This window comes from Alteromonas sp. G4i13, from assembly GCF_054960505.1.
In genome coordinates, this window is sequence record NZ_JBHNYX010000001.1 from 69,164 (window position 1) to 81,610 (window position 12,447).

Consider the following 12,447-nt stretch of genomic DNA (forward strand, 5'->3'; position numbering starts at 1 on the left):
CTTAGTAAAATCTCTGTAACATGCCAACAAATAAAAGCGCACAATTAAGGCGCTTTTATTTTCTTTGTTACTTTTTTACGTTGGTAAAATTCTTGATAAATCAATTCTCTATTCTTCAAAATAACAATAAAAAACAGCATGTCGAATCGATAATTGCTATGGCGGTTTACCAAGCTGACAATGCGAAGTGGCTTCGCGAAGCCATTGAAAGCATGACTGAGCAGTCTTACACAGATTTTCTTTTCGTTATTGTCGCCGACGGACCTGTACCTCAAAAAATAACTCGCGTACTAGAGGATGTAGCAAGTAAAGACGACAGGGTAATAATAGCGTCGAATAGTCACAATGTGGGGCTAGCAAGTAGCATGAACTCAGTTGCTGACTTCGGTATGCAGTTTAACCCATCGTTTTTCATAAGAATGGATGCGGATGATATTTCTGAAGAAAACCGCCTTTTACGTCAAATCACCTACCTTAAAAAGCACAGCAATATTTCTGTATTAGGATCAGCGCTAACAGAAGTCAACGAAAGTGGTGTTAAAGTTGGCGCGCGAGTAATGCCCGCTTCGCACAGGCAGATCGTTCGTATCTTGCCGAGACGATGTTCGCTAAACCATCCAACAGTAGTTATTCGTTACAATGTATTTAATGATGGGCATCGTTACGACAGTGACTTGTTAAACACACAAGACTATTTTTTCTGGATAACCTTAGCGTCTAAGGGATATATCTTTAGGAACTTAAAAGATCGACTTTTGAAGTTCAGACGAGTTAATAACTTTTATAAACGTCGAGGCTTAAGTAAGTCGCTCAATGAGTTCAGAGCACGTTTATATGCCATACGTAAATTAAAGCAACTTTCACCCTATAACTTTTTTTATGCTTGTGGTGTTTTAGCATTGAGGTTAATGCCTGGAAAAGTGGTTAAACTTGCCTATAAACTTGATAGACATTTACTGGAAAGGTTTGGTAAACATTGAGCGTCGGCGTTGTTGTTATACTATTTAATCCTGATGTTGAGCACGTGCGTAGTCTCATCGATGTGTTTTGTGCCCCTGACTGGAACGTCATCTTAGTTGATAATTCTCCAAGTCCTCAGCAGGCTCTTTTAACAACTGATGTTACTTATCTTCATTACCCCTCAAATATTGGTATCGCCCACGCTCAGAATGTCGGCTTGAAAGTGCTCTTTAATGAGGGAAGCGACTACGCCTTTTTGCTTGATCAAGATAGCTTGTTTTCTCCCGATATTGCTGTTGAGTTAGTCAGGCAATTCCAAGACCTTGAGCAACGTTCCCCAATTGCAGCCATAGGCCCTTCTATCTATTGCCAATTTTCAAAGTGTGTCGATCAGGGTGTTCTGCAAAAAGGGAAGCAGGTTTCCGAAAAGTTAAAAACAGTAAAGCAAATCATTGCCTCAGGCATGTTAATTTCCAAACGTGCTTTTGAACGCGTGGGTGAAAAAGAAAATGAGCTCTTTATCGATGGCGTTGATCACGAATGGTGCTGGCGTGCTCGAGCCAAGGGCATGGTTATCTATCAGTCGCTCAGTGCATGTATGCCTCATCGACAAGGCGATGATAGAGTGAAAGTTTGCGGTGTGACATTCAAGCAGGGCGCACCGATAAGGCTCTACTATCAGTTTCGTAATGTACTCATTTTAGCGCGCCGCCATTACGTACCTCTTTACTGGAAACTTCGTCATGTTTGTGCAATACCTCTGAGGTATCTTGTAAACAGATATTGCTTTGAGCAAGGCAAAACGCGAGGCGCTTTCATGTGGGCAGGACTCAAAGACGGATTAAAACGCAAAACCGGCCCCATAGAGCATGCACTAATTCCAAAAAGTAGTGTGAAAAAAAGCGACACTTGATGTGTAGGAAAGGAAGGACAAGCCATAAACGCTTTCACTATTATGGTGCATTAGATATTATTTATCCCTAATTTTGTGCTTTTATCGGTGGTTTTGAGCTGTTTTGCCCATTTTCAATACACAGACGCTCTAAAAAGGTAATTGGAACATCGATTGCATTAGTCTTGCGAACAACAGTGAATATATCTCAGCTTAAGGAATAACAAACGGCTGAAAGTCGACTTAGGCGTGTATTTAGGATTTTAAAAAAGGATATTAACTATGAGTCAGGTTAAAAAAGCGGTAATCCCTGTAGCGGGCCTTGGGACGAGAATGCTCCCAGCAACGAAAGCTATTCCAAAAGAGATGTTGCCAGTGGTTGATAAGCCATTGATCCAATACGTGGTAAGCGAATGTGTTGCTGCAGGACTAAAAGAAATTATCCTAGTAACGCACGCGAGTAAAAACAGTATTGAAAACCACTTTGATACCTCTTTTGAGCTAGAAGCCACACTAGAAAAGCGTGTAAAACGCCAACTGTTAGAAGAAGTTCAGTCAATCTGTCCAAAAGATGTAACTATCATGCATATTCGCCAAGGCGTTGCGAATGGACTTGGTCACGCAGTACTTTGTGCTCGACCTCTGATTGGCGATGCGCCATTTGCGGTAGTACTACCTGACGTCATTATTGATGATGCAGCAAGTAATCCTAAGAAGGATAACCTTGCAGACATGGTTGCCAAATTTAACACCAGCCGAGTAAGCCAGGTCATGGTTGAGCAGGTTCCAGACGAAGATATCTCTAAATTTGGTATCGCAGACCTAGACGGCGCGGCAATTGCGCCAGGTGAGTCAGCGAAGATTCACAAAATGGTTGAGAAGCCGCCTCGCGACGAAGCACCTTCTGACCTTGCCGTTGTAGGCCGATACGTTCTGTCAGAAAAAATCTGGGATCTGTTAGAGTTCACGCCTCCAGGCGCAGGTGGTGAAGTTCAGCTTACTGATGCTATTGATGCATTGATGAAACTTGAACAAGTTGATGCTTACTACATGAAAGGTAAGAGTCACGATTGCGGTAGTAAGTTGGGTTACATGAAAGCTAACGTTGAATATGCGTTACGTCACCCATCGTTAGGCGACGAATTTAAAGAATACTTAGCTTCTGTTGTTAAATAGTCTTACTAGGGCTTGTTGATCTTTAGTGTAGATGAAAGAACAGCAGGCCTAAGGCAATTAAATAGCTTTAAACGATTAAAAATGCGCCCTTGCGGCGCATTTTTTGTGTGTGGAGCCAGCGTACCGCCTTTCGCTTTAGTCCTTCTATCTTACCTGTACATAGCCTTCAATTTTATTAAGCATCTTTTCACCGATACCTTTCACTTGAGTTAATTGTGCGACCTCAAGAAACGGGCCTACTTCTTCACGATATTTAATAATAGCTTTCGCTTTAGATTGTCCAACGCCGGGTAGGGTAATTAATTGCTCTACGGTCGCCGAGTTTAAATCGATACGTTGTTGTTGGCTTGTACCTTCATTAGCTTGCGAATTTTCTCTATCCGCTGGTTGAGCGTGAACCGCTGGCGTTTGAATGGCTAGTGCAGATAGTACGAGTAAACCTGAGATTAATTTTTTCATCATCTTTCCTTGTATGTTGCTAAGCGCGCCATAAAGCGTTATCGGCGCAATATTTAAGTAAATGGGTTTAAGTCATGTACCAAAGCGCGCTGACTTTTGTAACCTAGATGCAAGCGGAGCAGGCCTCTTTAAAAATTTCCTGTCTTCTGTTGTGACCAAGTTACAAAGCTCAGCACACTTCAACGTGTACAAAGGAAATAATAAAGGTGAACGAGAAAAGCGGTAGTCCAGTTTTAGTACAGTTTAAAGCAGGGGAGTGATTAATAGAGGCATAAAAAAACGGGCTATTAAGCCCGTTTTGAAATAATTGAAAAGTGTAAGCTCAAACGCTTATAGGCGGTCAAGAAGCGCCTGAGTGAACTCGGTTGTACCTGCTTCACCACCAAGGTCACGTGTTGTGCGATCGCCAGACTCGATAACGTCTTTTAGTGCTGCGCGAATTTTCTCTGCTTTATCGCCCATGTTTAAGTACTCAAGCATTTGCGCTGCTGCCAAGATTACTGACGTCGGGTTAGCTAAGTTCTTACCAGCAATGTCTGGTGCAGAACCGTGAACGGCTTCGAAGATTGCACAATCTTCACCGATGTTTGCACCTGGTGCCATACCAAGACCACCAACTAGACCAGCACATAGGTCAGATAGAATGTCACCGAAAAGGTTAGTCGTAACGATAACGTCAAACTGATGCGGGTTCATCACAAGCTGCATACAGCAGTTATCAACGATCATTTCAGCTGACTCGATGTCAGGATAGCGCTCACCAACTTCACGGGCTACTTTAAGGAAAAGACCTGATGTTGACTTAAGGATGTTAGCTTTGTGAACAGCTGTTACTTTCTTACGACCTTCACGGCGCGCTAATTCATAAGCAAAAACAACGATTTTTTCAGCGCCGTCACGAGTGATCTTACTCATTGCTTCAGCTTCGTTACCGTCTTCTGATACAACTTGGCCAAGACCAGAGTACATACCTTGCGTGTTTTCACGAACGGTAATGATATCGATGTCTTCGTAACGTGCTTTTGTACCTTTGAATGACATCACAGGACGAAGGTTTGCGTACAGTTTGAACTGCTTGCGAAGACTAACGTTGATTGAAGTAAAACCTTCACCAACGGGGGTCGTTAAAGGACCTTTAAGCGCAACTTTGTTTTTTGCGATTAGGTCTAAAGTTTCTTGAGGTAGAAGCTCGCCATGTTCTTCCAGTGCGACTAGGCCAGCATCGGCATAGTCATAGGCAAAGTCACAGCCAACCTTATCTAAAATTTTTGTGGTTGCATCGATAATGTCCGGGCCAATGCCGTCACCGCGAATGACTGTAATACGTTGCTGAGTCATGTGGAGGGATCCTCTGGTAATTCTGTTGTCAAAATCGTTAGGTTTATTCAATTTGTAGCTTGGCGTTTATGAGCCAATTTCTGCCTGCTTACTTATTATAATGGAAAATGTAGGGAAAAAGGGTTAAGCACTGCAAAAGTTGCCGTATTTTATACGATACCTGGCGCAAGTTATAGCCATTCGTAAAGATTAATTAAATAGCCGAGTACGATGTTTAGGAGTAAATGGCGTTACTGCGCGAGCGGACAGAACAAAAGTGACCCATTAGCGTCTAGCGCGTTTACCACATCATCTCGTCGAATACCTAGGATATTTAAAAGTGTTTTGATACTGATATCCTGAAGTAATGAATAAATATCCTGATTAAATAAGCACGCTTTGGCGAGAGCGAAGCTCAACACCAGAATTGCTTGTTCCTTTTGAACTGATCTAGGAACGTCCGTACTTACTTTACTACATTGGTGTATAACGGCACGCCACGTCGAGCTTTGATGCCAACTTCCAGCAAGTTCAGAAGCGATTGCTAGCCAAGGCGTGTCAGGTTTGACCTTGAATGCGCTATTAATGGACACAGCTTTGCTGAGGTCGACGGGTAATGCTCGTGACACTTTAAACCCTGGTAGCGTGAACAAGGGAGTACAAACAAAGGTCATAGTCAATGCGGCAGATTGCGGCGAAAACTTCGAATCGGCGAGTTGTGCGAAATAGCTTGCAAATGAACAAGCCAATAAAGTTAATTGCTTGCACATGCCCATCAGTGGAAATTGGTTTTGCGTTAGCCGTTCTAACAGCGCAAATTGAATAAGCATGTCACCCACACGTTCAATGCCGTAGGTCAAAACCGCCTGTTTAATGCTTTTAACCGGAAGCTGAAGACGGTTGTCCTGACTCGCAGTGTGCATCAAAAAGTGATTAAACGTGGGCACGCTTTCAATTTTTTTGCAAAGTTGTTCAATATCTACATCGCGCTTTTGCAGCTCATCGATAATAGTTATAAGAGCTTTAGGGGGATGCTGAATTGCGAATGTAGAAGGTAAAAATGGTGTGCCGCCATGATTTACTCTCACAGTGGCGGTATCAGTGTAATGAGCAACAAAGTGCTCAAACGGCATTGATAGTGAAATGGGAGAGCGTATTGACGATAGAGGAAGCCACTTTCCATCTTCATCGCCTTGGCTAAGCATAAATACGTAGCCGTGATTTTGCTGAATGTCGACTAGCGCGCCCGGTACGCCGTTTGCGTAAACCTTTGCGCCAGGTAGCACACCATTAAATAGGTTGATAAGTGGTGCAATAGGGGGACGATGATGTGCTGGAAGGCGTAAAACGATCTGAGTGAAAACCTCACGATAATCTGCTTTTTTTGTTTTAGTAGCGAAAACATTTGCTAGGAGACAAAGCCTTTGAACCATATTAAGCCGAATGTCTGCAACGTAGTTTATGGGCTTGTCTGACCGAAATGCTTTTTGAAGTTTAATGATATCCAGCCAAATCGAGAGATTGTGTTTACGCAAAAAGCGAATGATATTGGCCGTTTGGTCGCTTGGTGTTCCTTTACTTGAAAGCCAGAGGGATGCGAGTAAAGACGCAAGCACATGTTGTAAATAGTGGTCGTTTAATCGGCAAAGCTTGCCAAACAGCGCCAATAATAAAAGATGTTGAGTATCTTTGGGAAGGTCATTATCGATGTGTAACGTTGCTGCAGCAAGCGCTGGATTGGCGTTTACTAAAGTCAGGATCCGTTTAGCGATTTTCAACCAATGGTTTATACGCTGCTCGACAGAAAGTTCAGTGTTACCTAACTGAACCAGGCGTTTAAGCGTGGAAATGATGTCGCTCACTCCCCATCCTTCTAACTTTTTTGGTAACTGGAGTAAGCCCCTTCACCCCATGCAATAAGTTTGTCGTTTTCAAAAAGCAACGGTGTACATTCATCTTGCGTGGTTAAGCCGTCAGCGCGCACATGTTGTGTCCTAAAAAACATAACTTGAATAGCTGTGGCACCCTGTCGCTTGGCTTCTGTAATGTCAGGTGAGCCCAGTAACGCCAAAACTTCTTCTCTTGTACTGCCTAACTTTAACTTGGTTATTTGGACACGGTTATATTCTTCACGGTCTTTCCAATCCATATTCTCAGGCTTATCGGGATAGAACGCGATAACCATAAAAACAAACACCGCATAAAGGGCGATGCCAGCTAAAATTAGACGAATAACCTTGGTATTCATGACCGTTACTTCTCGTTTTTCTTTACTTGAATGCTACTGCAAGCCAAAGCCCGACATTGTTCGGGAGCCGAGCATAGGCTAAATGTGCACTACATTCATTCGTTAAACAATACTCTCTAATAGTGTACCGCAAAACGACTACTAAACATAAGTAGTAAACGTAAGCAAATGCGTCTTGCCACGGTCTCGTGTTATTCGCTGTTTCTCTTATCGTTCTTTACAACGTAACATGGTTCGTACGCGCTACCAGGCAGCTTCATTCTATGCTGTTTTACAAACGACTCGAGTAGTGTATCAACCTTCTCCATCAGTGTACTATCACCGGTGAGCTCAAACGGACCATGTTTTTTGATCTGAGCAATGCCTTCTGCTTTTACGTTACCCGCAACAATGCCTGAAAACGCTTTGCGCAAATTGGCCGCTAGATCACTTTTACTTTGATCTAAGTGCAGTTGAAGGTCGGCCATACTCTCATGCGTTGGAATAAAGGGCTGTTGAAAGTCTTGTTCAATTTTTAATGACCAATTAAAGCTGAATGCGTCACCCATCGCACCTCTGAACTTCTTCACTTTTTCAAGGTGTTTATTCATGGTGCGTGCTACTTCTTCTGGGTCATCCACAATGATTTGATATTTTGACTGTGCTTCTGGCCCCAGTGTTGCACCAACAAAGGCGTCTATGGCTTCAAAGTATTCTTCGCTACCAGCTGGCCCTGTTAGAATGAAAGGAAAAGGTTGCTGCGCATTGCGTTCATTCATCAAAATGCCAAGCAGATAAAGTAATTCTTCGGCAGTGCCTACACCGCCTGGAAACACGATAATGCCATGTCCGAGTCTAACAAACGCTTCTAAACGCTTTTCAATATCAGGCATGATAATGAGCTCGTTGACAATGGCGTTGGGCGGCTCGGCGGCAATAATACTCGGCTCAGAGATGCCAATGTAACGGCCTGTCTTGTGGCGTTGCTTTGCATGGCCGATGGTGGCGCCCTTCATTGGACCCTTCATCGCTCCAGGCCCACATCCTGTGCAAATATTCATGTCGCGCAAGCCGAGCTGATAGCCCACTTCTTTCGTGTATTTGTACTCAACTTGATTAATGGAATGGCCGCCCCAGCAGACAATTGTGTTTACGCCATCGTTCCCTTCAAGCGCTTTAGCGTGGCGTAGCATGTCAAACACCATGTCTGTGATGTCGTTACCTTCAGCCGGTGCGGTTTGGTGAAGAAATGCGTACTTGTTACCCATATAAAGCAGGTCGCGAAGGACCGCAAATAGATGTTCGTGTACACCACGAACGAGTTTTTCGTCAACGAAAGCCACTTCAGGAGGGTTCACGAGTTCTATTTTTACGCCCCGTTCACGACGAATGAGTTTTATTTCAAAATTTTCATAAGGAGCAAAAAGTGCTTCGAAATTGTCTTCGTCAACGCCGCTGTTCAATACTGCTAGGCAACAGTTTCTGAACATAGCAAAGAGCTCGCTGTTGGTGGCGTCTTGAAGACGAGAAACTTCTACTTGTGATAGCTGGCTCATCCAGCCAACAGGGTTAAGCTGCACTTTCTTCATATTTTTACTTCCTATAAGTCAGTGCTTAAATCAGTGACTACGAGGTTGCGGCCGTTTCGTTTTGCTTTATAGAGGTACTCATCGGCGCGTTCAAACACAGTTTCAGTAGTATCATTGTCATTGAAACAGGTTGCGCCAAAAGATGCGGTGATTTTTACTTTTTCTTGCTTGAATTTAAACGGCATTGCAGCAAGTTTAGTTCTAACTTCATTAAGCTTTTTATCTATATCTGCCATCTGCGCCTGAGGCAGTAGCATTACAAACTCTTCTCCTCCCCACCTGGCAATAAAATCATTTTCGGACAAGCTTTGTTTTAAGAATTTACTCACTACCTGAAGGGTTTTATCGCCTGCTGCGTGCCCGAATCTATCGTTGATTGACTTAAAATGATCAATATCCACAACGGCGACCGCAAGCAAGTCACCATTTTCTTTAAATTTAGTGAAAGCAGCTTCTAGTCTCTCATTATACGCCTGCCTGTTTGGAAGCCGAGTGAGGGGGTCGGTGCGGCTTTGCATTGCTTGTTCGGCCAGCTTCTTTTTATAGACGCTGGTTTGCTGCTGAAGTGTATCTATTCGCGATTGCATAGAGGAGAGCAGTGCCATTAGCGCTTCTTGACCTTGCTGATCGTTGCTTTGTTGCTCGCTTAACGTAGTCACAAGCTTTTCTACGCGAAACTGTGTCTGCTCCTTAAGTGCTTCTAGAGAACTGCTTTCCGATACGGCTTCTTCGATGTGAATAATGTCACGTTTAAGTTGCTCATTACCAGCTTGGCGCTGCTCGAACTGGGCTTGGCTGCCTTGGATCGTATTGCTGACGTCGCTACTCACTTCACCTAATGAACGGTGCAGACTCTGAATCACTTTTCCTGTTAAGCTCGCCTCTGACATAGCGTCTTGAACGATCATGCGCAAAATTACAACGCAGCTTTTAAGCAGCTGGTCTTCATCCATGCCTTCATCAAGACGTTGCTTTATATCATTGAGTTGCTGATCGTTAGGTTTTTTTTGCGCATAAGAAGCAATAAGGTGATTAAGCTCAACCAAAATAGAACGGTAGTGAGGGTTATCATCTTTAATCGAACGAGCCGATGTGCTTTCATTGTTGGTGGACTTAGTTTCTGTGTTTTCAGATGGCTCAAGTCCAACCATTTTCTTGTTAAGCGCAATGCGGTGAAGCGCAATGGCTTTTGAGTAAAGTTTATAAATACTGAAGATATCACCTACAGGTTGATTTAGCTTAATCAATTCCTGCGTGGTTAACCCTTTTAATTCAGTATCTTCAAATACAATTTTCTGCAGCTGTTTCATCGCATCTTCTAGCGAAGATACAGTATCAACGCTGTATTTTCTCAGAGTTATTTCTTGGTGCTGTAGAGATTTATTAAGCTTTTCAATACTGACCGCCGCTAGGCTGAAATTTGGTGTGCCAGATAGATGGCCACGCAATACCTTGAGTTCAGTATCTATTTTATCGGAGAAGCCCTCGTAAAATGCTGAGAGCTTCACAATAAACTGGCAAAGAAGCGCATTATTTTGTTTTAAAGTTTGTAGTTGTTTTGCTTCCATAATCTCGTCTTAGTTCTAATTCACTGTTACCGCCGCGGCTGTGTTAGCTTTAGGGGTGTACTTCACCGTAATATTACTGACGTGCTTGACGATGATTGGCATAAGGCGCTTCATAATTCGAACGGAAGGGGTTGATGTCTAAACCGCCTCTTCGTGTATAACGAGCGCACACCGTTAACTTATCTGGCTGACAATGTTGCATTATGTCGTTGTAGATGCGCTCAACACACTGCTCATGGAACTCATTGTGTTGCCTAAAGCTAATCAGATATTTCAAAAGCCCTTCATGTTCAATAGCTTTTCCTTCATACCTAATTTGAATACTAGCCCAATCTGGCTGACTTGTGATTAAACAATTAGATTTAAGTAAGTGGGAAATAAGCGTCTCTTTTACTTCTGCACCACTCTTAGCCAGAGCTAAAAACTGGGTGTTGGGGGAGTATTGTTCGATTTCTACATCAAGACTATCTAACAATGTCCCTTCAAATTCTTTAAATTGCAAAGAGGTAAACTGCTCGGGAAGAATTAGCTTTACCTCAATAGTCTCGCCTGCACATGCTGATAAATCAGCCTGTAGCACCTGTCGTACGTCCTCTGCCGAGGCAAACTTTGTCTGATTGAAGCTATTTAAATAGAGCTTAAATGATTTTGATTCAATTAAGTTTTCTGAGGTGATAGGGACATGGCATTCTAAAATAGCAACATTGGGCTTACCTTTTAAATTAAGCCAAGAAAGTTCGTATCCAGTCCAGGTATCTATACCGTCGAAAGGTAGACTAGAGTTAGCGAGATCCAATGTGTCGCGGCTTAAACTGCGCGGGACGCCTTGCAACAAGCCGGGGTTATATTCAAATTCGTAGTCAACCTGTTTACCCAAAGAGAGGTCATCAGGTGCAGTGATAGTAATTTTTTGAGGTGAATTGTCAGTCGACATGTGAACCTTTTATCCATCTACGTGGGGTTTGAATAAGAGAACTGCAGTGGCGAACTAATGTCGTGCAGTATAGTCGAAACAACCCCAGTATTGACTTAACTGTTTAGTTGTATAGTGTACCCCAAAAATACGCAGGTAACGTCATAATGGCTCTAACAATTTCCGCACAATTAGATAAATTTGTATCATCTTATGTCGAACACACCAAGGGAGAAGGGTTAAAGATCGTATATGATAGCGAGTGGCCCTCGCCGTGCTATGAAAAGACGGCGCAAGATGGGGAGTTTGTTAGATGGACACCAACACTGCAGTCGCCCCCGCAGTCTTTCAATAACGTTGAAGAGGCGCTATCGCTAAAGCTAAATCCAGAATACTGTGAATACTTCACTCGTTACTACAGCGATAATTTAAGGGCTGCCGCCCCTCAAGGTCGCTGCGAGCTTCTACAAGTTTTCAATAGCGAAGACTTTGAGCGACTACAACAGAACTTGATTGGCCATTTGCTAATGAAGCAGAGGCTGGGGCAAGCGCCAACGTTGTTCTTTGGGTTGACTGATGAAGAAGATTTTATCTTAACGGTTGTCAATGAAAGCGGTGAAGTTGCACTCGAGCAGGTAGGTAAAGAGCCTTCTCAAATTCTTGCTCCGTCTCTTGCGGCATTTTTGGAGCAACTTACGCCCACTATGTAAGCTGTTTATTTAATTACATTGTCTGGCAGGTATAAAGTAGCCTGCCGGCAAAAGTCATTACTACTTTGCGCTAATTACCTCATTTAGCACACGTTTTAGTTCTGCCACTTCTTTTTCTAACGTCTCTACTCGTGCTTGCAGACTACTAACTTGCCCCGCGCTATTAGTTGAATTTTGTTGCGAGTCTTCTTTTTCGCTTGGCACATCTAATTTAGGTTTATGCGCGTTAAATCGCTTAATTGCCTCAATGGCTTCGGTTACCGATACTTTAAAAGGAGCCCTAGCACGTAAAATCCCCACCGACGGTGTTTTACCTTCTTTATGCATTTGAAGGCATAAAATATGGAGCTGCTGTAAATTAGAATTACTCATAATTCGAAAATGATTCAATGTCGTCAAAGTTAGCAGTGTAGCTTGTGTGTATAGTCAATTTCACTAATAAGTTACTTATCTCACTACTTTTTTTTAAGAGTTCAATACTGGTGAAACTATAATTTATATAAATATCAGTATCTTATATTTTGGCCTTATTCTTGTTTATTCAGTCCTAAATTACGTTATCACTTGTGCATACAATGGTTACTTTTCTCGCGTATTTATGTCTATTCAGTGTCGGTTCACAAAGTAGACGTAGTA

At 42.8% G+C, this 12,447-nt stretch carries 12 protein-coding genes; 4 read left to right on the forward strand and 8 right to left on the reverse strand.

The features are described from left to right. The first annotated feature begins 92 nt into the window (after window positions 1-92). From ACFI6J_RS00325 to galU, 3 genes are all read left to right on the forward strand, one after another. Window positions 93-980, forward strand: a complete 888-nt coding sequence (locus ACFI6J_RS00325) for a glycosyltransferase (RefSeq protein WP_049585968.1) — start codon at window positions 93-95, stop codon at window positions 978-980. Beyond that, the gene (locus tag ACFI6J_RS00330) at window positions 977-1,873 is read left to right on the forward strand and encodes a glycosyltransferase family 2 protein (RefSeq protein WP_156086036.1); all 897 of its coding nucleotides are present in this window, start codon (window positions 977-979) and stop codon (window positions 1,871-1,873) included. The genes ACFI6J_RS00325 and ACFI6J_RS00330 overlap by 4 nt, the downstream gene beginning before the upstream one ends. 261 nt (window positions 1,874-2,134) lie before the next feature. Continuing rightward, window positions 2,135-3,028 carry a UTP--glucose-1-phosphate uridylyltransferase GalU gene (gene galU / locus ACFI6J_RS00335; protein WP_014975843.1) on the forward strand — a complete coding sequence of 298 codons (894 nt, stop codon included), beginning with the start codon at window positions 2,135-2,137 and terminating at the stop codon, window positions 3,026-3,028. A 144-nt stretch (window positions 3,029-3,172) separates the two neighbouring features. Here galU and ACFI6J_RS00340 read toward each other — a convergent pair whose 3' ends face one another. From ACFI6J_RS00340 to queF, 7 genes are all read right to left on the reverse strand, one after another. Continuing rightward, the gene (locus ACFI6J_RS00340; protein ID WP_156086037.1) at window positions 3,173-3,487 is read right to left on the reverse strand and encodes a ComEA family DNA-binding protein; all 315 of its coding nucleotides are present in this window, start codon (window positions 3,485-3,487) and stop codon (window positions 3,173-3,175) included. 330 nt (window positions 3,488-3,817) lie between these two features. Beyond that, window positions 3,818-4,825: an isocitrate dehydrogenase gene (locus ACFI6J_RS00345; RefSeq protein ID WP_014948534.1), complete on the reverse strand. Its 1,008-nt coding sequence runs from the start codon at window positions 4,823-4,825 to the stop codon at window positions 3,818-3,820. A gap of 230 nt (window positions 4,826-5,055) precedes the next feature. Further along, window positions 5,056-6,666 (reverse strand): histidine kinase, encoded by a 1,611-nt coding sequence (locus ACFI6J_RS00350; RefSeq protein ID WP_156086038.1) that lies wholly within the window; start codon window positions 6,664-6,666, stop codon window positions 5,056-5,058. Window positions 6,667-6,677: 11 nt separating this feature from the next. Beyond that, a complete protein-coding gene (locus tag ACFI6J_RS00355) occupies window positions 6,678-7,052 on the reverse strand; it encodes a DUF3192 domain-containing protein (RefSeq protein WP_014948536.1) in 375 nt (124 codons plus the stop codon). A gap of 191 nt (window positions 7,053-7,243) precedes the next feature. After that, on the reverse strand, window positions 7,244-8,620 hold the full coding sequence (gene ppnN, locus ACFI6J_RS00360; RefSeq protein WP_014948537.1) for a nucleotide 5'-monophosphate nucleosidase PpnN: 1,377 nt from the start codon (window positions 8,618-8,620) through the stop codon (window positions 7,244-7,246). Between the two features lie 11 nt (window positions 8,621-8,631). Beyond that, window positions 8,632-10,188, reverse strand: a complete 1,557-nt coding sequence (locus ACFI6J_RS00365; protein ID WP_156086039.1) for a diguanylate cyclase — start codon at window positions 10,186-10,188, stop codon at window positions 8,632-8,634. 73 nt (window positions 10,189-10,261) lie between these two features. After that, window positions 10,262-11,122: an NADPH-dependent 7-cyano-7-deazaguanine reductase QueF gene (gene queF / locus ACFI6J_RS00370; protein WP_156086040.1), complete on the reverse strand. Its 861-nt coding sequence runs from the start codon at window positions 11,120-11,122 to the stop codon at window positions 10,262-10,264. Between the two features lie 146 nt (window positions 11,123-11,268). On the opposite strand from queF, the gene syd reads away from it, so the two are divergent. After that, on the forward strand, window positions 11,269-11,811 hold the full coding sequence (gene syd, locus ACFI6J_RS00375; RefSeq protein ID WP_156086041.1) for a SecY-interacting protein: 543 nt from the start codon (window positions 11,269-11,271) through the stop codon (window positions 11,809-11,811). Window positions 11,812-11,871: 60 nt separating this feature from the next. Here the strand turns inward: syd and ACFI6J_RS00380 are convergent, their stop codons facing one another. Beyond that, complete coding sequence (locus ACFI6J_RS00380; RefSeq protein ID WP_049585976.1) at window positions 11,872-12,183, reverse strand: hypothetical protein; 312 nt, start codon at window positions 12,181-12,183, stop codon at window positions 11,872-11,874. Window positions 12,184-12,447: the final 264 nt, after the last annotated feature.

Coding starts and splice junctions, on each gene's coding strand:
- queF (WP_156086040.1), bottom strand. CDS start 11,122: ATGTCGACTGACAATTCACCTCAAAAAATTACTATCACTGCACCTGAT.
- ACFI6J_RS00345 (WP_014948534.1), bottom strand. CDS start 4,825: ATGACTCAGCAACGTATTACAGTCATTCGCGGTGACGGCATTGGCCCG.
- ACFI6J_RS00365 (WP_156086039.1), bottom strand. CDS start 10,188: ATGGAAGCAAAACAACTACAAACTTTAAAACAAAATAATGCGCTTCTT.
- ACFI6J_RS00355 (WP_014948536.1), bottom strand. CDS start 7,052: ATGAATACCAAGGTTATTCGTCTAATTTTAGCTGGCATCGCCCTTTAT.
- ACFI6J_RS00340 (WP_156086037.1), bottom strand. CDS start 3,487: ATGAAAAAATTAATCTCAGGTTTACTCGTACTATCTGCACTAGCCATT.
- ACFI6J_RS00380 (WP_049585976.1), bottom strand. CDS start 12,183: ATGAGTAATTCTAATTTACAGCAGCTCCATATTTTATGCCTTCAAATG.
- galU (WP_014975843.1), top strand. CDS start 2,135: ATGAGTCAGGTTAAAAAAGCGGTAATCCCTGTAGCGGGCCTTGGGACG.
- syd (WP_156086041.1), top strand. CDS start 11,269: ATGGCTCTAACAATTTCCGCACAATTAGATAAATTTGTATCATCTTAT.
- ppnN (WP_014948537.1), bottom strand. CDS start 8,620: ATGAAGAAAGTGCAGCTTAACCCTGTTGGCTGGATGAGCCAGCTATCA.